Origin of the sequence: Desulfoluna spongiiphila, assembly GCF_900101345.1 — a bacterium.
Lineage (GTDB): Bacteria > Desulfobacterota > Desulfobacteria > Desulfobacterales > Desulfolunaceae > Desulfoluna > Desulfoluna spongiiphila.
Window position 1 is genome coordinate 129,122 of the sequence record NZ_FMUX01000005.1, and the last position, 18,629, is coordinate 147,750.

Genomic DNA, 18,629 nt, shown 5'->3' on the forward strand with positions numbered 1-18,629 from the left:
CTCGTTCCTCGGGGAAAAATCACATTCGCCTTTGAGCCGAGGACGATTTGAGGTTGGGTTGATTGCATGAAAATCCCCGTGAAGGATCTCAGCCCGAGGAACGAGGGATGAAATCCTTCACAACCTGGGGTTCAGGGGCTCATCCCCTGGTCGCCGGAGGCGTTTTTTTCAATCACTTTGACCTTAAGGCTTTTGCGAACAACCACCCTTCATCATTGGATTTGAATCAGCTGATCAGCATGCACTGGAGGAAAGCGATGATCTCACCGGTAGAGATATTTGAAAATATGCGGCAGTTCGATTGCACATTGAACGGGACCAAGCTGGATGTGTACACGCTCTCTGCGGCCGAGTCCGTCTCCGATCATTTCTCGGTGCAGGCCACGGTGGTCTCGGAAAAACGTCGAATGAGCACTGACTTTACGGGGCAGGAGGGCCTTTTTACCCTCATCGGCCGTAAGCAGGAGCGGTATGTCCACGGGGTGGTGAGCCGCTTTGAAGAGCAGGAGAAGAGGGGGCGCTTCTATCTTTACGGGGTGACCCTTGTGCCCCGCGCCTGGGAGCAGACCCTCATCTCGGATGTCCGGATCTTTCAGGAGAAAACCGTGCCCGAGATTGTTGCCGAGGTGCTCCAGGACGGCGGCATGCAGAGCAACACCTTTGAGTTCCGGACCCACCGCACCTATTCCCCCAGGGAGTACTGCGTCCAGTACCGGGAGACCAACTGGGCCTTTGTCGCCCGGCTCCTGGCCGAAGAGGGAATTTTTTACTACTACGAGTTCACCGAGGCCGATCATGTGCTGGTGTTCGGGGACACCCCGGCATGCCACAAGCCAATTTCCGGTAAGGTGGAAGTGCTCTTCACCCCGCCGGGGCAATTGGTGGATCAGATGGAGTACGTCAACGAGTTCCGTGTGGCCGAAAACGTGGTCTCGGGAAAGCACGTGCTCAAGGATTATGCGTTTAAGACCCCCTCTTACAGGCCGTCTGCAGAGAAACCGGCAGAGAGCTATGAAAATTTAGAACTCTACGATTACCCCGGCCTTCTCACCGACGAAGCCACGGGGACCCGCCTGGCCGCCGTGGGGTTGGAGAGGGCGCGTCTGCAGAAAGACGAGTATGCGGGCAAGAGCCTTTGCAGAAGCTTTGTCGTGGGCCATCTTTTCACCCTGGCCCACTACCCTTACGATGAGAGCAACCGGGAGTACCTCCTCACCCGCATCACCCACCGGGGAACCCAGCCCCAGTCCCTTCAGGAGCTGGCCCCCAACGGCAAGGGAAACACCTATGCCAATGAGTTCTCCTGCATCCCCTCAGAGGTCCCCTTTCGTCCTGATTGTATCGACAAACCCGCTGTAAGCGGGGTCCAGACCGCCGTGGTCACCGGCCCGGAAGGCAAAGAAATCTACACCGATACCTACGGCCGCATCAAGGTGCAGTACCACTGGGATCGCCTGGGCAACCGGGACGCCAAAAGCAGCTGCTGGATGCGCGTGGCCCAGTCTGTCAGCGGCCCGGGTTGGGGGGCCGTGTTCATTCCCCGCATCGGCCAGGAGGTCATCGTCAGTTTCATCGACGGCGACCCGGATCGCCCCATCGTCACCGGCGCCGTCTACAACGGGGCCAACATGCCCCCGTACCCCCTCCCGGCCGAGAAAACCAAAAGCACCATCAAGACCCGCTCCACCCCCAACGGCAACGGGTTCAACGAGCTGCGGTTCGAAGACCTCAAAGGTGAGGAAGAGATCTACATCCACGGCGAAAAGGACTGGAACATCGAGATCAAAAACGACAAGGGCCAGCACGTCGGTCACGATGAGACCCTTGCCGTGGACAACGACCGCCGCAAAACCGTGGGCAACGACCAGCAGGAATCCATCGGCAACAACAAGGACATCACCGTTGCCAAAAACCACACGGAATCCGTGGGCGAGAACATGGCGGTGACGGTGGGGAAGAACCTGGACGAGAGCACGGGGGAGAACAAGGCCGTCACGGTGGGAAAAAACAGCAATGAAAGCGTTGGAGAGAATGAAACGGTTAACATTGGTGTGGATAGAACCCTGAGCATCGGAAGCAACGGCGTCATAGATGTCGGAAAAAATTTGACGGAAACCATCGGGCAGAAAATGACCCTTGATGTCGGAGACAAAGCCGATGTGGGGGTTCGCGCGGACCTGTCCGTGATGGTGGGTAAAAAGACCGTGTTGACCACAGAAGATCAGATTACCTTTGTGTGCGGAAGTTCAAGCATTACCATGAAAAAAGACGGCACCATTCTGATCAGCGGTGCGGATATCAAGATCAATGCGAGCGGAAAGCTTGTGACAAAAGGCCAGAATATTACAGGGAATTAAGGCATGGCGATGGATTTGCAGGAGAGCCTTTATGCGGAGCATCTTGAAGAGTCGTCTATGCTGTACGAGCAGTGGCATGGCCTGGTGTCCCGCCAGTGGGGTGCATGGAGACGCATCATTGATTTCGAGAGGCGTCTTGAAGCGCATCTGGATGCTCTGGTGATCGGAGGGGATCAGGCCTTGGAGCTGTGCCGCGAGAAGGCCCGGCAAGGTGATAGCGGCGAACTCTACGCCGCTGCAAGGGTTTTGTTGAGGCATGGACTGCATGGGGATGTCTGTCATCTGGTCGACGGTGTAGATTCATCGGATTCTTTCCGTATTCAGGCCCTTTCCGACGCCCTTTGTGTTGACCTTGAAGCAAAGGACGAAGAGGAATGCTTTCAACTGCTGTTGAAAAATGGCCCTGTTGACGCGTCTCGAGCGCGGGTCGCATCGCGCCTTGCGGGTTATCGCAGGTGTGGGGGGTGGGCAGACGAGCTTTTCAGGTTGCTGGGTAGCAGAAGCCTTGATGCCGATTCCGAGGCAAGCGTTCTCAATGCACTGGTGCCTCTGAAGTCCTCACGGCATCTTCTTAATACGGATTGGTATGGCCAGAGTGGGGAGGGGCTATGCCGAACCTCTGCGGTTCTTATCCGTGCCCGTGCCGGGCAGGCCATTGACGACGAGGTGCTGTTGCAAGTGCCTGTGTGCTGCGGGCTTTGCGGGGACAAGCAGGCCTTTGGCCTGCTTCGGACGATGCCGGTTAACGATGATGTCCTTTTTGCCATGGGGCTTTTGGGCGATGTCGAGGCGGTTCCGTTTCTTATCAGGGCCCTTGATTATGGGGAACAAGCCGAGGCTGCGGCCCTGTCTCTTTACGTGATGACCGGTGCTCCGTTGTACGAGACGGTTTTTATCCCGGAAGCGGTTGATGAGGACCTGCTGTTTGACGCTGAGAAAGAGAAGCTTGCGCGCGGGGAGTCGCTTTGGCCTCCGGGCAAGGAGCCGGGGGAGACGGTCACGAGGTTGGCAAGGGAGGGCGGGCGTTGGAGCTCTTGGTGGCAAGATCACGCAGACCGTTTTGATTCCGCCAGGCGCTACCGGAACGGAAGGTTGTGTACACCGAATTGCCTGATCGAAAATCTTGGCTCAGAGTCGGTTCCAGCAACGGTTCGCGAAGCTGCTTATGACGAGCTTGCGATTCGTTACAACGTGGATTTTTCCTTTGATCGTCGTATGCCGGTAGAAAAACAGGTGGAGCGAATTAAAAAATATGAAGTGTGGGATGAATCAGCCTCCGGTCAGTTTGAGCCGGGCGCATGGTATTTTGGGGGACATGTCATGGAGTCATGCAATGCATAAAAATAGGGTAACTATTCAGCTTATGCCTCCGGCGGCTTTTTGGGGGCTGAATAGTTGCAAAAGAGGGACACCATGAATGAGCCATCCTTTCAGAAAAAGAGCGTACCTGTGCAGAGGCCCTTTGACCTTCTTCATCCCAGAACAGGACGGATTGCAGCCTCAGAAAATGCAGGCGAGATTCTGGTGACGTATGACGGGGCAGGGCCCTATGGAGCCAGGCTGCTATCAGGGATTAACCGCTTGGAACTTTCTTCGGAAAAATACGTGGGCCGCGAAGTCCTTCTGGCATTTGACGGAGGCAGGCCGGACAGGCCCATCGTGGTCGGCGTGCTCGAAAATGTTCTGGAAAATCTCGTCAGCCTGGACGCTGAGACCGAATCGGACTCCTCTCCGGTGGAGGCCTTTTGTGACGGAGAACGTACGGTCATCGAAGCTGAGAAGGAGATGGTTTTGAAATGCGGGGAAGGCAGTATCACCATCAAAAAAGAGGGCCGCATCGTGATTCGCGGCAAAGAAATTGTTTCAAGGGCTTCGGGAACCAATAAAATCAAAGGCGGCAGTGTTGAATTGAATTAAAGGGCCGCAAGAGCGAGTTTTCATGCATGTCTTACACAATAAAACGCCGTATGCCGCAGACACATTTGTCCTTCTTGATCAGCATGGAACAAATCAGGCGGTAGCTATCATCAAGGGAACGTTTATCTATGACGGAGAGGGGCTCGTCAAGGCGGCCCCCGATCAGATCCCCCTGTGCTATGCCGATGACTACTACGGAAAACCTGGAGGAAGCAGCGTTCGGTATGCCTCGGACCTTGTTTTTGAAAAGAGAGGCACGGATATTGTGTTGAACGGGCATGCGTATGCCCCCCATGGGAGGGCGGTTCGCAAGCTCGATACCGCATTGATGGTGGGCGCGCATATGAAACATGTGCGGGTGTATGGAGACCGGGTTTGGCATTATCGCCTGGGGGTTGTCACAAAAACGCCCCCTGTTCCCTTTGTTAAGATGCCCCTTGTCTACGAAAGAGCCTTTGGTGGTGCGGATACCTCCCCTAAAAAAAAGAAAAAACAGGGTCATTGCCTGGAGAATCCCGTGGGGACCGGGTTTCGAACGGCAAGGACGAGAAAGTCCCTTCACGGGCACCCTCTGCCGAATCTTGAGTGGGGGACCCACCCCATACAGCGATGGAAAGACAAACCCGCGCCAGCAGGGTATGGGTTTATAGCCCCTTACTGGGAACCCAGGGCCTCCCGGTCTGGAACCTATGATGATGAATGGGAACGACGTCGCATGCCTTTGCTTCCGGAAGATTTTGACCCGGGTTTTTATAATGCGGGTTCATCGGGTTTTGCCTTGGCTGAATGGCTGAAAGGAGACGAACCCGTGGCTCTATACAACCTTCACCCGGATCATGAAAAGCTTCACTTTACATTACCGGGGATCACCATGTCATCGGCATTTATTCTCGATGACCAGACATACAAACCCGATGTGCGGCTTGATACGCTTCTGATCGAACCGGATGAAAGCAGGCTCTCCATGGTATGGAGAGCGACATTTCCCAAACCCGATCGCCTTGACGAGTTGAGGCAGGTAACGGTCACCCATGAAGGATAACAGTTCCTATTCCATCGCCATTACAGGGCTTGGCATGGTCTCATCAGTGGGGCACGACGTCAAGACGGCCTGTGCGTCCATTCGTGCCGGTGTGAAACGCCCAGAAAAATTGCAGAATTTTTATGCCGACTCGCCCAAGGGGTACGACGAATGGGAAGATGGCCTTGTGACGGGTCATTCCGTCCTGGAGGGTGATGTCGACGATACTGAAGGACGAATGTGCAGGCTTTTGAGTGCAGCCATTGACGATATCGCAGATGATGCAGGGTTGGTTGAGTCGGACGATCTCCCTTTGTTTCTTGCACTTCCCGGAAAAGAGAGGGATCTGTTTTCCGATCAAACCATGGACGATTACATCATCGGGAACAAGGCGCTTTTTCCCCACGTCAGTGAGGTGCTCTCTTTCCCTTCGGGACACGCCGCCGGAATAATGGCCCTTGAACGTGCGACGGAAGCCATTGGGGCAGGAAAATGCGATCGGGCACTTGTCGCAGGGGTCGACTCCCTCATCGGGTTTTCCAACCTCTCCCGTTTGAACCGGATGAACCGCCTGAAAACCGAAATGAACTCGAACGGGTTGATCCCAGGAGAGGCCGCTGCGGTGGTGCTTGTGGAGGATTGCTCCAAAGCCGAGCAGCGGAAAGCGGCAATCCAGGGGTTTGTAGAAGCTTCCGCCACGGGTTTCGAATCTCATCACTGCCTTGCCGGAGGCCATGCGGGATCAGGATTGTCCGATACCGTAGATGCTCTTTTCCCTCCGGAAGAGAAGAACTCTGTGGCGGTCAGGGCAATGATCACAGATTTGAACGGCGAATCTTACCGTTCTGACGAAATGTCCATGATGCACGCTCGAATATTCAGCCGAATGGGGGGAGAAAAAGAGCTCCTTTGTCCTGCCCGAAGCACGGGCGACACAGGTGCAGCTTCCTCCTGCGTTGCCATGTGTCTTGCCGCTCGGACCATGATCAGGGGCGGGTTTGGCCACACCGATTGCCGGTGCCTGATTCTCTCTTCCTCGGAGTCCGGTGAAAGGGGGGCTCTTCTTATGACATTCAATACAGTACCAGACAAGGGGGATTGAACATGGGCGTTACAGTTGGTGCAAACGGACGAACGGTGGTTCATAAGAGCAGCGGCGGCACATCTGTGGCGTCTCCGGACGTTTGCCGAACACAGATAGGCCCGGTGGTTGTGCCCATTCCATACGCCAACACAGCCATGTCATCTGATCTTGACGGCGGGGCCCAAACGGTTAAAGCCGATGGCAACCCCCTGGGGCACGCCAAGTCAAATTTCAAAAAAAGCATCGGCGATGAAGCCGGTGACAAAAAAGGCACGGCATCCGGGACCATTCAGAAACAAGCGGAGTTCACAAGTTCGTCATTTGATGTCCAGGTGGAGGGAAACGGCGTTGTCCGAGCCTTTGACACCATGATTCACAACAACAAAAACACCCCGCCTGCCCCATTGATGCAGGCTCCTCTTGTGCAGGAGATTATGGATGAGACACCGGTGATACCGGAGCAGGGGAAGGTGGAAATGCGTTTTGTCGATCCCTTTGGGGACCCCATGGAGGGGTTCGAGTTGGAGGTCGAAGTGGATGGTAAAAAAGAGATAAAAACAGCTATGGCACAGGGGCAGATTGTTCATGTTTCGGAAAAAGAGAAGGTTACATTATCTGTAATGAATAATCATATAGATTTTAAAATAGTGTAATAGTTGGCATCTTTTTTAAAAAAAATGTTCTGGGTTAGGTTTTTTATAACTTTGCAAAGCAGGTAGAAAATATGACTTTCGAAAAGAATAAAGAAATAAATAAAGATCAAAGTGATATCACGCAGTTTGCTAAGTGTGATGCGGTTATTTTGTATCCATCTCTTGGGTGCCCTGCTCTTGTGAAAATTGAACAGGAAAATGCTTGGGTTGAAATGATCATCGCAAGTAAAACGGACGATCTTCGTAAGACGGAAGTAGCATTTCATCTCAGGTTTGCAGAATGGAAAGATTGTCATGGTGGCAAGGGGCAGTATGAACAACTTGATATGTATAAAGTCTATTTTCAGCAAAATGATGAAGCTGATATTGATAAGGATTTGATCAGAATATCAGAATTATATGAAAATATAGATGACAGAATTTCGGTAGAAGAAGTTGCTAAAGATGGGTTTAAACTTCAGCTATCACATATGAATGCTTTTCCCTGGGTATTGGAACGTTACAGGAAGAAAAAATATAAGTACCTGTATAAAATCGGCATTAATCTGAAAAATGAACCCAAATTTTATATTCCTGGCAAACTCGTTAATTTTTTTTGGCTTGAACGTGAAATGAATGAACTTTCGAAAGAAAAACCACGTCTGATGGAAATTAAATCAGGCTGGACAAAAGGCATCTTCAATAAACAAAAAGAAACATTTAAAACCAGAGTTTCAGAGTTTGGAAAAGGAGTTGATGGAGATGCAGAAATTTTAGCTAATACATATCATCCTGTTTATGTATCGGATAAAAAACGTTTGGATATCGGGCATATCACCGATATCCATCTGGATACACGAATGGAACTGTATAGCAAGTCCGTAGCCAGCGTTATCGAAGTTAGTGAGAACTGTCAAGTGAGAATAGAAGGTGGTAAACGTGCTGTCAGTAACCAAGAATTTTACAAACCACTGAAAGATGCTGTGGCAAATTTCAATGAACTATTTTTAAATATCAGTGGGAAACTGCTTGATAAAGCCGATGTCCTTGTTATAACAGGTGATTTGATTGACTACAACAAAGGGATACATACCGATCAGACATTCAAAGAAAAAGATAAAAAACCTTCAGAAGTCTGGGCGGAGCTGAAGGCGAATTTGTTTAAATCAGATAATAAAAATCATTTTGATGATAGAAATTGGTTTTTGTTTTATAAACTCCTTTTGGAATTGTATAAATATTATGAAAAACCGGTGTTTACGACCCTTGGTAATCATGATTATGTGAAACATGCCATGGCTCCGTGGCCTTTGTTTGGAAAGGCATGGAACGGGGTGTATGATATGAATCTAACCCGGTATGAAAATGCTTTGTGTTTTGGCAAAGGCTATAGTGACGATAAAGAGTTTGTTTATAATGTTAAAACGTCAGTGAATTGCGTAAAATGGTACACTTTTTTTATCAATCCTTTTCCGGATTATGTTGTGGTTTATGGCGACCAGAGCATGTTTATGGTGGATTGGGGTGAAGCTGCAAGTTTTCCTCCAAAAGGAATTGCTGCTGCCATGTATGTACCGGTAAGAAGTCAAGGCACTCTTCATCACGCATCAAATTTGTTTAAGGAAAAAAATGATTTTGAGCCGGTGGTTACGATTACAGATGAAAATGGTAAGAAAAAAAAACAGACATATATAGACGAAGATGGAAATGAGAAGGATCTGATAAATCCCTATACGAAGAAAAAAATGCCTTTTCTCATAAAAAACTACACCATATATAAATCATGGATCAATCAGCCTGCAGCCGTGAAGATGCTGTTCACCCATGCAACAGCTATATGTCCCCGAGATGACGTTTCTGTTGGTGAAATCAACAATGAATATTTGTGGAAATCACCCGAGCTTTGCTTCGGAAGCTTTGATAGCAGGCGTGATGAGATTTTAAAAGATGTTGAAGATGGAAAACTTAATGTTGTCGTAGGAGGTCATAGTCACAGAAATTTAGTGATGAAAGTCGGGGAAAAGGAAAAGGACCATGTAACTGTACTTGCTGCAGGTGAACGAATCAGAACAGAGTTTATCGAACCGGAACAAATAGTTATGGTGACCTCCAGTGGTGGCCCGTTTCCAAAATACCTTCCGGGTGCACCTATGATATGTGCTTGTTATAAGGAGAATAAATACAGCACAGGGTTTTACTGTGAACGAGATCTTTCGCTAAAAAAATTACATATAAAGCAGCTTTATTCCGGCCAGGATGATTCAAAAAAAGAACCAATTAACTCAAATAAGTGCCCCCATTGTCATATGCCTGCCGGAGATATGGTTCGAAAACCTGCCAGGAGGCACAGGCCCGGGGGAAACCTACTAACTTTTGATGATACTGGAAAATTGAAAATCCAATCTGTTGTGGCTGATGATAAAAAAAATAAGCCCAGAAAAGCAGTGATGTGTGAGGAACAGAAAGTTTTTGTCGATGATATGCAATTGGAACATATTAATAGTTATAAAGAATATAATAAATGGGATGAAAGAACGAAATCAATTCGGATTATCAGTGCAGAGCCCTTTACTTATTACGGGTATATGGAATTTCCATCACGGGTAAAATATATTACTTACAAAGCAGGATCTCTTTCGGGTGATAGTGCGGTTGAACTTATTTCGACCGAACATTCAAATAAGTTTATTAAATTCGTGCAGGAAAGTGTTTTTAATAATATTTATGAAAAAAGGGTTGTTCAGAGCATTATTAAAGATAGTTTTGATACATTATTTATATCGGCACAAAATGAGAAAGATTTTGCTTTTTTTCGATATTCATTCGGCGAATTAGATCTGTGGGATCGTGAGCTCAATATTGGAAAGAAAATACGTGAAGATATCAAAGAGTATGCAAAAGTTAAAACGAATAATGCTTTTGAAGCATCGAAAGGATGGTTGGCAGAAACGTTTGATAAAACCTATGACCCAGAATATCAGGAGTATATTGAAGATGATTTCAGGGGAATGCTCCTGGAGTTTAGAACCATTCCTGATTTTGACAAAAGGAAGAAAACTGATGTTTGTGGATATTAGAAAAATAATACCCCTGCTGATGTTAGTGGTGGGGCTTTCGATGTCTTGCACCCAAGGAGATAATATGGAACGCGATGCTTTAAAATTATTAAGGAAAAGTGAAAAAAAATTCAATGAGACCTATGAGGGCAAAGAGATTGATCTTTCTTATTCAGATTTAAGTGGGATGAAAATAAAGGAAGCAACTTTGAAATGTGCAAATCTTAAGGGGGCGATTTTAACTAAAACGGTTTTTAAAAAATGCAATCTGGAGAAAGCGGATCTTTCCGGCGCGACATTGGATCATACGTATTTTAATACATGCGATATGAACGATGTTAAAATAATAAAATCAAAATTTAATACTGTTTTTTTTGAAGATTCCAATGTCGAAAATGCTGATTTTCATGAGTCACGATTTGCAAAAATTCAGTTTGAAAAAACTGAGTTGTCGGACTCAAACTTGACCGGAATCATTATCAACGATGGTGTTTTTTTAAAATCGGAAGTTCAGCATTGCGATATTAGAAACAGTAAATTGATGAAAGTTGTCATCAACGATACCAATTTTATCGGGTCGGATTTGACAGATTCTATAATTCAGGGTTCTATTGTTGAAAGTTCCCTTTTTGCTGACTGTATTCTTATCAGAACAAACTTTTCAGGCTCAAAGTTCAAGGGCAGATTGTTTAGTAGCCCGAATTTTAGAGGTGCTAAAGCAAAAAATGTAAATTTCAGTAACTGCAAAATGTATGGTATTTCTATGCTGGGGGGAACAGACCTTGAAAATGCAGATTTTTCAAATTCAAATATTGAAATAATGGATGTGCAAAGTGCGAATTTGAAGAACGCTAAGTTTTATAATACAAGTCTTAACGCCATTAATTTCGGACATGCAGACCTGACAAATGCAGATTTTAGAAATGCTGCATTTGTAGATTACGTGAGGTTAACAGACACAAAGCTTGAAGGCACTTTATTCAATAATGTCACCTTAATCAAAAATCCTGAAATTGATCTCAAAGATACAATATACGAAGGTAAATCTCTTCCGATTGACTGAGAAAGGGAGGGGTGTTGATACTTGACACAACCCCTTTTCTATCGTTTTTCGGTTTGGAGATTTCTTGTGTCAGGAGAGTCGGATGAGGTTTTTTCTACGTGAATACAAGAGAAAATAGATTCATGGAATATAACGGCCCCTCAGAAAAACGGAAATTTCATCCATAAACTGACGCAGGCGGTTGGTGGATCAATAATATGAATCGTCCAGCCTGATAGAATACACCTCAGGGATAGGGCTTGCGCAGAAATTAACTGTGTACTTTTAGAAAATTCCGCAACGCCTTACCCGTAAGGAAGGGTAAAGCGCTGCGGCAATCAGCATTCAAGGTACCCCGCCAAGCATCCGGGGCTTCGTGCCTTATCGGATAAGCTTCTTTACCACATTCAGCACATATTCCTGGCAGTAGACGCCCGCCTTGGGGTCAAACCCCTCGTCGTGGATTTCGGAGTTGGAGAGGATTCGGATTCCCAGGAAGGGGACGCCGTAGGCTTCGGCAACCTGGGCTGCGGAGGCGGTTTCCATCTCTTCTGCGGATGTCTTGTAGGTGGCATGGATCCAGTCGATGCGATCAAGCTCGCGGTTCCACTGGTCTGCCGAGCCGATGACGCCCTTGACCACTTTGCCGTTTTTGTAGGTACCCGCCGTGTTTTCAGCCACCTTGAGCAGGTGAGAATCCCCTTTGAAATCCTGAAATTCTTTGGGTTCTCCCTTTACATTGATGGTGAGGGTCATGGGGATCCATTTTTCGGGCTTCACGCCTTTGCCGGCGTCACCGTGCTCTGTTCTGAAGTTTCCGAAGTTCACGGACGTTGTTCCTAAGACAATGTCGTACCGGTGAAGCTTGGGGTCATGGCCCCCGGAGGTGCCCTGGTTGATGATGGCGGACGGGTTGAATGTTTCGATGGCAAGCACAGTGGATGCCGCGGCATTGGTCATGCCGACCTCGGTCTTTGCAATCACTACGGGGTACCCTTCGAGGGTCCCTTTGAAAAAACGCCAGCCGCCCATGGTGAGCTCTTCAACATCAGCCAGCTTTGAGATCATAAACTGTGTCTCGACATCCATGGCACCCTGGATAACGATGGGGCGATTTTCAGGGGCAGCAAAGGCGTGGCTGCTACCCATGATGGCGACTGCGAACAGAATGGCGGCCAGCAGGACGGATACTCTTTTGGTCATGACGTGCTTCTTTCTTTCTGGATTCATGTAAATAAGGACGGAGGGGGCCTGTCTTGAGCGTGGTGGCTCGACTGAAGGCACATTCCTTCCGGTCCCTGACGAAAACCTGCCCGGAACGGGGCGAGAATTCCCCTATCGCACAGGGCGTAGTGATAAGTCCAGTTTAAAGCGTTTCTGTCGAGTCATGTATACGAGGTCGGCAGGGAGACAAGGCGGCATCCGGCAGGGCCGCCGGAGGCCTCTTTAACCGGGCTGCCTCCGGCGGCATGTATAGACTTTATGGTGTGTCTGAGCCCTTACTGTTCGCTGATATCCTGATTGTATGTGCCCATGCACCGATTGCACCAGGGGTCATTTTTTTCAACGGGACTTTTGAGGAGGGAGAATTCGCCGCCGCCCTGGCCGGAAAATTCGGCCACGACCTCTTCTGTCCCCGTGCGGGTAATGGTCCCTGAAAACATGGGGAACATGGTGGTTATCTGGTAGGCACCGGTAACCCAGGTCACATCGGAGAGGAGGCCGGCAAAATTATCGCCGATATCCACATATGCCGCTACGGTGTATTCGTCGTTGATCCCGATAATCGAGGAATCAAGGGGCCTGCATTGAAAGACCTCCGGGCTCCACGCCCAGGACGCATGGTGCCAGCCCAGCTCCCCTTGGTCTGCCCGGAACCTGACTGTTTTTGGTGTTCCGTTGTCAAGGAAATCAACATCCAGGTAATCGAGGTCTTCCGTACCGTGGTGATAGGTCTGAAAACCGAATTGCACCTTGTTTTCCAGGTCGGACATGAAAAAGAAGTCCCAGCCTCCCAGGGCAAAGGCCCACCGGCCGAATGAGTTTTCCCGGTAGCCGTGGCCGTCGATCTGCATGCGTTCACCTGTTGTCAGGTCCCTGATCCAGCCATCGACCTTGGTGGAGGGCCAGTTCATGTTAACGGTCCAATGCTCCAGGCGTTCGAGTTCAAGATGGAGATCATGGCCCACTTCCCAGGTTTTTTCCTTAAGAGCGTGATAATCAGGATAGGAAAATCCTTCCGGTGAGTTTTCTCCGGCCCAGAGTTGACTGACTTCAAGCTCCCACTCAAAGTGCACGGTTTTGCCTGACAGAATCAATCGGTCCGGCTTGCCGTCCCCTTTTCGCATGGGAACCACTTTGCCGTAGGTGCCCTCTGCCGGTTTGGTCGCAAAAAAGGAACGCTCCGAGCTGCTCGCTTCGAAGTCGAGGCCGAAATTGACGTAGTCGGCGTATCGGGAGCCTGTTTTTCCCACTTTTCCGAAACAGGCCATGTTGGCCCCTGACGGCATGAGGTTGGGCTCCAGGACATACTCCGGGTCGCCCAGGTGCCCTTCGGGATCGGCCACCAGGTATGCCACGACCCCGGTAAATTTTCCGTTTTTGTCGTGGATGCTGAAGTAGTCCCATTCAAGGGACAACCCATCCAGAATGTGGGGTTTACGGTAATCCTCGGACAAAACGTTCCAGCCCCCCAGCCCGTCTTTCAATGTTGCTTCGTTTTTTTCAGCGTACCGGTCCTGCCACGTGGTGAGCGTACCCATGGAAAAGGCGCTCTGAGTCATAAACAAATACACAAAACACACTACGATTACGCGACGCATACACTACTCTCCTTTGGTTGATGGTGTCATACCTGTCTTTGGTTCGAATGCTTCTATGGTTTACGGGCGTAATTGCCCGGATTGTGCTGCCTGGGCGATGACACAAAGGGAGAAAACCCAGCCTCTCCTGTTTGGCGGCAAAGGCCGGCATTGCAAGCTGATTACAAAACGTCTTGGGGGGGGGCCTATCAAAGGGGGGGGTAGATACACGGCCGAGGCCCTGATGCCCGATAGTTCAATGGCATGATTCGTTACATGACCTGAGGCACGATACAAAAGCAGTGCTTTTGTCAACTTTTACTCGGTTGGGGCGCAGAGAGGGTGTCTGTGATTACTTACCGTTTGTTTTGTGGCGCAGCAATCATTTGTATATCTGCTTTTGCAGGCTAATGAAGGTTGGATGTCAAGATTACTTTATCTTGCTGTCTTGAGGAGATGTTATAGTTACAGTGCAAGTAATTTGTCAAGGCAGGATATCCGGAACAGGGATGGGGGCGGGATGCCCCCCAGGGTCCTTATGGCATGGTCAGGTTCATGGCCTTTACCGTCCAGGTGTTTTTATACCGGAGAAGGTTGAGGCAGGCGTAATCCTGGGCAATCGAAAAGAGGTTGCCCAGGGGCATGCCGAGGATTCCGCATAGCATGGCCCGGTTCACCCCGGCGTGGGCAACGACCAGCACGTTGCCTCGGGCCGATGAGGCAACCCTGTTTAAGAGGGGGAGGGCTCTTTCCTGGAGGTCTGCAAAGCTCTCCCCGCCGGGTGGGCGGAAACCTGCCAGGTTCTCTCCCCGTTGGTGCCATGCCTCGGGCTCACGTTTTTTTATGGTGGCCATCAGCTCGCCGTCCCACGTGCCCAAGTTGATTTCCCGGAATCCTGCAAGGGACTCCACGGGGAGGGGGCGACTGCCAGCGATGATGCGGGCCGTCTCCTGTGTTCGGGAGAGGCCGCTGCAGAGGATCCGGTCAAAGGGGATGTCTTTGAGGCGCGCGCTCCACGCCTTTGCCTGTGAGATTCCCCGTCGACTCAAAGGGAGATCTTTTTGGCCCACGTACCGCTTTTCGCCGGATGTTTCAATCTCGCCATGCCTCATCAGATAAATCACGGTGGATGCATGCTCCTATTTTTCGTTCAATGTCCATGGCGGCCCGGTGCCGTCTTTCAATGGCCTGGGCGGCTTCGGGGTCGTGACCGTATTTTTTCATGCCCGCACCGAATCGTTCCCCCAAGGTGACGCGCCTGGTTCCTGAAACGTGTTTGTCGGCAAGGAAGAGGACTTCGGCCTCGGATATCTTGTTGCTTCGAGCATCTTCCGGGGGCATCTCCATATGAACGGCAACGATTTCCGCCACGGCGGAAAACCCCATGCCGCGAAGCAGAAGGGCCCCGGCCCGGGCATGGCTTTTCTGGTGCCTTGCCAGGTCGTGGAGGAGGGCGGCCGCCTTGAGAAGCGGAAGGTCAAGGGAGCCACCGCACCGGTTGATCTCTTCGCCTAAGCCGGCAGTGACGTCAGCCACCGCCCTGCAGTGATCGATGATGGATTCTTTTACGCCGAGGACGTCCGTCATCAGGGCGCGGCACTCGTCGGCGGAGGGGATCTCGTAGCGTTTGTATGTTTCGTTTATGAGGCGATAGTCGTCCATGGTGTCCATGTCCATGAGCATGCATTCATCGGCAACGGGAATGTCCAGGGCTTTGGCTTCATGGCTCGCCAGAACCGCTCGAAGCCCTCCGTCTCCCTGAAAGGCCAGGATTTCCCCGGCATGGGCTGCAGGTATCAGGGGAGGGTGCCCGCGCTTATCCCGGAACACGGGGTAAAGAATGGTCTTTTTCCCCTTGTGCCAGGCTTCACAGAGCCTTTCGACCGTGCTGCGTCGAACGAGGGGGATGTCCACGGGCAGGACGAAAAAAGCAGCGCAGGAAGGGTCCAGTTGGGAGACCCCTGCCTGGATGGATGAGAACATTCCCTCTTCATGGTCCGGGTTGAGATGCTCTTTTACGCCGAGTGCTGCCAAACGCTCGGAGAGGACCCGGTGGTTGTGGCCGGTGACGCACAGGATTTCGTTTACCCCGGCCTGCCTGAACATGCCGACGCATCGCTCCAGTGCCGGGGTGTCTCCCACGGGCAGCAGGGGCTTGAAGGGGCCGTTCATGCGGCTGGATTTTCCTCCGGCCAGGATAATGGCTGTTATTTTTTTCATATTAAGCCTTGCTTGAACGCTCTTTTATCAGTTCAGCCACAATGCTCACGGCGATCTCCTCCGGCGTCTCTCCACCGATGGCAATGCCGATGGGGGAGTGGACCGTTTCAAGGGCCTCCTGGGAATAACCCTTTTCAATCATGGATTCGTAAATGGCGGTGCGTTTTTTTCTGCTGCCGATCATGCCGATGTATCCGGCCTCGGTACGGATGGCCTGTTCCAGCACGGTCTGGTCGTGGCTGTGGCCCCGGGTGAGGATGACGATATAGCTCTCTTCGTCCATGGAAAAGGAGGCGAGGCAATCGTCAAAGGTCTCCGTGACGATGACAGCTTCAGCCGTTTCAAAACGATCTGTGTTCGCAAACTCCGCCCTGTCGTCCATAACGATGGTCCGGAAGCCAACCATGTGCGTCAGCCGGGCTACCTGCCTGGAGACGTGGCCCGCACCGAAGAGATACACCGTCCCCGAGGAGAAGGCAGGCTCTGCCAGAAACAACCCGGTTTCCATCCGGATGATGGAAGGGGATCGCTCGTTTCCTGTTTGTTGGAGAAGGGACTTGAGGGTGGAAAGGGGCATGGTCGTGTCGCCGTGGAGGCTTCCGGCAGCCGTGTACAGGCAGCGCCTGACCGTGCCGCCCTGGTTGTCCACGCCGCTGATATCGGCCACGAGCACGGCTTTTGCGCCTTGGGCCACGGATGTCAGAAATGTGGAGAACATGGCCAGGGTGGGTTCAGACGGCGTGACAACCTCCATGAGGACCTCCATCTCCCCGCCGCAGATCATGTCCATGCCCTCTTTGATTCCTTCGGTGTTCAGGTCGAAGGAGGCGATGAGGGCCCCACCTTTTTTAAACAGGCCGGGGGCGGCGGCCATGGCCTGGGCCTCCACAAGTCCCCCTCCGATGGTTCCGATGATGTCACCGGTTTTACGGATAAGCATGCGGGTCCCAGGAAGCCTCGGGGTGGAGCCTGTCTGGCTTAAGATGGTGGCCATGACAAAGGACTCGTTCCGTTCAATCAGTGTGCATATCTCTTTTTCTATCTTTTCCATATCTGTTGCCTTGGTGATCTGTTGTCTGTGAATGTGCGTTTGACCATGCCGGTGGTGCCCCGGGGGCGGCAGTCGGTGCTGAGTTCCGCCAGGGAGAGGGCCCCGTCGTCCATGGCCCTTATGATGGTATCGATGTGCGCCACCTGCTGCCGGGCCGTGTACCGGGCGGTTGCCGTTGCAGTCGGTACGGTGAGCAGGGAGATGCGAAGGATATCCGTTTCGCCTTTATTTTCAGAGTCACCGCTCAGCTCCGCCGTGAAGTTGAGCAGGCCCGGTACTGAGAACAGGGCTTCATCCAACTCCGGCAGGGTGAGCACGCTGCCGTTTTTCAGAGACATGCCTCCGGTTGTCCGGCCCAGCACCGGGTCGAGGCGTCTCAACACGGTGCCGCAGGGGCACGGGTGGGGGCTGAATCGCGCTTTGTCTCCTGTTCTGTACCGGATCAAGGGCATGCCCTTGCGGGTCAGGGTGGTGAAAACCACCTCCCCCGGCTCCCCGTCATTGACGGGGCGGCCCGATGCCGGGTCTATGATTTCAAGGTAAAGATCCGCTTCCCGGAAGTGGTACCCGCATTCGCCGCGGCATGCGACTCCGCCTGCGTATCCCATCTCCGTCATGCCGTAGTGATCGAAGACCCGGCACCCCCAGGCAGACTCAATGGCTTGGGCCATGGACCGGGGCACGTAATCGGCACTGAGGATGACGCTTCGGATGTTTTGCCCGGGCGCTGCGCTTTTCCTATGGGTTCGTGCCAGGTGAAGCATCTGGGTGGGGATGCCGATGAGGCAGGCCGCCCCCGTGTTTGCTATAAGCCCGCAGGCCTTGTGGGGATCGGACACGGGCCCGGCCACAATGCCCTCAACCCCGATTCGGTTGAGCCCGTCTCGAATAAGCTGTCCGATGCTGTGGGGTTTGTCCCCCGGCATGAAGATGGTTACGGTCTCCCCGGCAGAGACAAAATCGGCCATGGCGTGGGCGAAGTAGTCCACGGTCAATTCCAGGTCCTCCTCCGTAAAGAAGATCCGCTTGGGGGCTGCCGTGGTTCCCGATGTGTTCAAGGTCACCACACGGGCGATCTCATCCTGGGAGACGGTGAGAAACCCCAGGGGAGCGTTTTGGATATCTTCGGGCTTTGTGAAGGGCAGGTCGTGAAGGTCCGAAGGGGCTTTGATCTTTTTTCCTGCAAATGTGCGCCATGCCTTTTTGTAAAAAGGGCTCCTTTCAAGGGCATGGTCCAGGGTCTCCTGTACCCTGGCCATCTGGTACCGGGTGAGGGCTTCCCGGGTCAACCGCGCACCCGGGGCGCTTATCTTTTTATGAACCCAGGACTCAATGGGTGAGATCGGTATGGAGTGGGTCATTCGATCGGTTGCCTTCTATGGGTAAAGTGCATGGAAGAAAGCCTCTGGCGGCAAGGTGTGCCACCTTGAAAGCGGGCTACGAATGCG

The 18,629-nt window shown here is 51.4% G+C and carries 14 protein-coding genes; 8 read left to right on the forward strand and 6 right to left on the reverse strand.

The genetic code is table 11. The annotated features are described in order from the left end of the window. The first annotated feature begins 257 nt into the window (after window positions 1–257). The 8 genes from BLQ12_RS08860 to BLQ12_RS08895 all read left to right on the forward strand — a co-directional run bounded on the left by BLQ12_RS08860 (window position 258) and on the right by BLQ12_RS08895 (window position 11,130). Entirely contained in the window at window positions 258–2,357 is a 2,100-nt protein-coding gene (locus BLQ12_RS08860; protein ID WP_175469598.1) for a type VI secretion system Vgr family protein, read from the forward strand. A 3-nt stretch (window positions 2,358–2,360) separates the two neighbouring features. Further along, complete coding sequence (locus BLQ12_RS08865; protein ID WP_092210285.1) at window positions 2,361–3,698, forward strand: hypothetical protein; 1,338 nt, start codon at window positions 2,361–2,363, stop codon at window positions 3,696–3,698. A gap of 72 nt (window positions 3,699–3,770) precedes the next feature. Continuing rightward, the gene (locus BLQ12_RS08870; protein ID WP_092210286.1) at window positions 3,771–4,274 is read left to right on the forward strand and encodes a DUF6484 domain-containing protein; all 504 of its coding nucleotides are present in this window, start codon (window positions 3,771–3,773) and stop codon (window positions 4,272–4,274) included. Between the two features lie 22 nt (window positions 4,275–4,296). Continuing rightward, window positions 4,297–5,316: a DUF2169 family type VI secretion system accessory protein gene (locus tag BLQ12_RS08875; RefSeq protein ID WP_092210287.1), complete on the forward strand. Its 1,020-nt coding sequence runs from the start codon at window positions 4,297–4,299 to the stop codon at window positions 5,314–5,316. After that, window positions 5,306–6,397, forward strand: a complete 1,092-nt coding sequence (locus BLQ12_RS08880) for a beta-ketoacyl synthase N-terminal-like domain-containing protein (RefSeq protein ID WP_092210288.1) — start codon at window positions 5,306–5,308, stop codon at window positions 6,395–6,397. Before BLQ12_RS08875 ends, BLQ12_RS08880 begins: the two co-directional genes overlap by 11 nt. A 2-nt stretch (window positions 6,398–6,399) precedes the next feature. Further along, the gene (locus BLQ12_RS08885; protein ID WP_092210289.1) at window positions 6,400–7,032 is read left to right on the forward strand and encodes a DUF4150 domain-containing protein; all 633 of its coding nucleotides are present in this window, start codon (window positions 6,400–6,402) and stop codon (window positions 7,030–7,032) included. A gap of 71 nt (window positions 7,033–7,103) precedes the next feature. Next, on the forward strand, window positions 7,104–10,088 hold the full coding sequence (locus BLQ12_RS08890; protein WP_092210290.1) for a metallophosphoesterase: 2,985 nt from the start codon (window positions 7,104–7,106) through the stop codon (window positions 10,086–10,088). Continuing rightward, window positions 10,072–11,130, forward strand: a complete 1,059-nt coding sequence (locus BLQ12_RS08895) for a pentapeptide repeat-containing protein (RefSeq protein ID WP_175469599.1) — start codon at window positions 10,072–10,074, stop codon at window positions 11,128–11,130. Before BLQ12_RS08890 ends, BLQ12_RS08895 begins: the two co-directional genes overlap by 17 nt. A 360-nt stretch (window positions 11,131–11,490) precedes the next feature. Here BLQ12_RS08895 and BLQ12_RS08900 read toward each other — a convergent pair whose 3' ends face one another. The 6 genes from BLQ12_RS08900 to BLQ12_RS08925 all read right to left on the reverse strand — a co-directional run bounded on the left by BLQ12_RS08900 (window position 11,491) and on the right by BLQ12_RS08925 (window position 18,542). Next, window positions 11,491–12,312 carry a 5'-methylthioadenosine/S-adenosylhomocysteine nucleosidase gene (locus BLQ12_RS08900; RefSeq protein ID WP_092210292.1) on the reverse strand — a complete coding sequence of 274 codons (822 nt, stop codon included), beginning with the start codon at window positions 12,310–12,312 and terminating at the stop codon, window positions 11,491–11,493. A 296-nt stretch (window positions 12,313–12,608) separates the two neighbouring features. After that, window positions 12,609–13,871 (reverse strand): hypothetical protein, encoded by a 1,263-nt coding sequence (locus BLQ12_RS08905; protein WP_217640276.1) that lies wholly within the window; start codon window positions 13,869–13,871, stop codon window positions 12,609–12,611. Window positions 13,872–14,446: 575 nt separating this feature from the next. Next, entirely contained in the window at window positions 14,447–15,034 is a 588-nt protein-coding gene (cobC, locus tag BLQ12_RS08910) for an alpha-ribazole phosphatase (RefSeq protein WP_139163916.1), read from the reverse strand. After that, the gene (locus BLQ12_RS08915) at window positions 15,003–16,130 is read right to left on the reverse strand and encodes a DVU_1551 family NTP transferase (RefSeq protein WP_092210295.1); all 1,128 of its coding nucleotides are present in this window, start codon (window positions 16,128–16,130) and stop codon (window positions 15,003–15,005) included. The genes cobC and BLQ12_RS08915 overlap by 32 nt, the downstream gene beginning before the upstream one ends. 1 nt (window position 16,131) lies before the next feature. Continuing rightward, window positions 16,132–17,181 carry an XdhC family aldehyde oxidoreductase maturation factor gene (locus tag BLQ12_RS08920; RefSeq protein ID WP_092210296.1) on the reverse strand — a complete coding sequence of 350 codons (1,050 nt, stop codon included), beginning with the start codon at window positions 17,179–17,181 and terminating at the stop codon, window positions 16,132–16,134. Continuing rightward, window positions 17,169–18,542: a DVU_1553 family AMP-dependent CoA ligase gene (locus BLQ12_RS08925; RefSeq protein WP_092210297.1), complete on the reverse strand. Its 1,374-nt coding sequence runs from the start codon at window positions 18,540–18,542 to the stop codon at window positions 17,169–17,171. The genes BLQ12_RS08920 and BLQ12_RS08925 overlap by 13 nt, the downstream gene beginning before the upstream one ends. Window positions 18,543–18,629: the final 87 nt, after the last annotated feature.

What these genes read in the sequence shown, in the direction of transcription:
- BLQ12_RS08885 (WP_092210289.1), top strand. Translation starts at nt 6,400, where the DNA reads ATGGGCGTTACAGTTGGTGCAAACGGACGAACGGTGGTTCATAAGAGC.
- BLQ12_RS08900 (WP_092210292.1), bottom strand. Translation starts at nt 12,312, where the DNA reads ATGACCAAAAGAGTATCCGTCCTGCTGGCCGCCATTCTGTTCGCAGTC.
- BLQ12_RS08905 (WP_217640276.1), bottom strand. Translation starts at nt 13,871, where the DNA reads ATGGGTACGCTCACCACGTGGCAGGACCGGTACGCTGAAAAAAACGAA.
- BLQ12_RS08925 (WP_092210297.1), bottom strand. Translation starts at nt 18,542, where the DNA reads ATGACCCACTCCATACCGATCTCACCCATTGAGTCCTGGGTTCATAAA.
- BLQ12_RS08860 (WP_175469598.1), top strand. Translation starts at nt 258, where the DNA reads ATGATCTCACCGGTAGAGATATTTGAAAATATGCGGCAGTTCGATTGC.
- BLQ12_RS08865 (WP_092210285.1), top strand. Translation starts at nt 2,361, where the DNA reads ATGGCGATGGATTTGCAGGAGAGCCTTTATGCGGAGCATCTTGAAGAG.
- BLQ12_RS08890 (WP_092210290.1), top strand. Translation starts at nt 7,104, where the DNA reads ATGACTTTCGAAAAGAATAAAGAAATAAATAAAGATCAAAGTGATATC.
- BLQ12_RS08915 (WP_092210295.1), bottom strand. Translation starts at nt 16,130, where the DNA reads ATGAAAAAAATAACAGCCATTATCCTGGCCGGAGGAAAATCCAGCCGC.
- BLQ12_RS08880 (WP_092210288.1), top strand. Translation starts at nt 5,306, where the DNA reads ATGAAGGATAACAGTTCCTATTCCATCGCCATTACAGGGCTTGGCATG.
- BLQ12_RS08895 (WP_175469599.1), top strand. Translation starts at nt 10,072, where the DNA reads ATGTTTGTGGATATTAGAAAAATAATACCCCTGCTGATGTTAGTGGTG.
- BLQ12_RS08875 (WP_092210287.1), top strand. Translation starts at nt 4,297, where the DNA reads ATGCATGTCTTACACAATAAAACGCCGTATGCCGCAGACACATTTGTC.
- BLQ12_RS08870 (WP_092210286.1), top strand. Translation starts at nt 3,771, where the DNA reads ATGAATGAGCCATCCTTTCAGAAAAAGAGCGTACCTGTGCAGAGGCCC.
- BLQ12_RS08920 (WP_092210296.1), bottom strand. Translation starts at nt 17,181, where the DNA reads ATGGAAAAGATAGAAAAAGAGATATGCACACTGATTGAACGGAACGAG.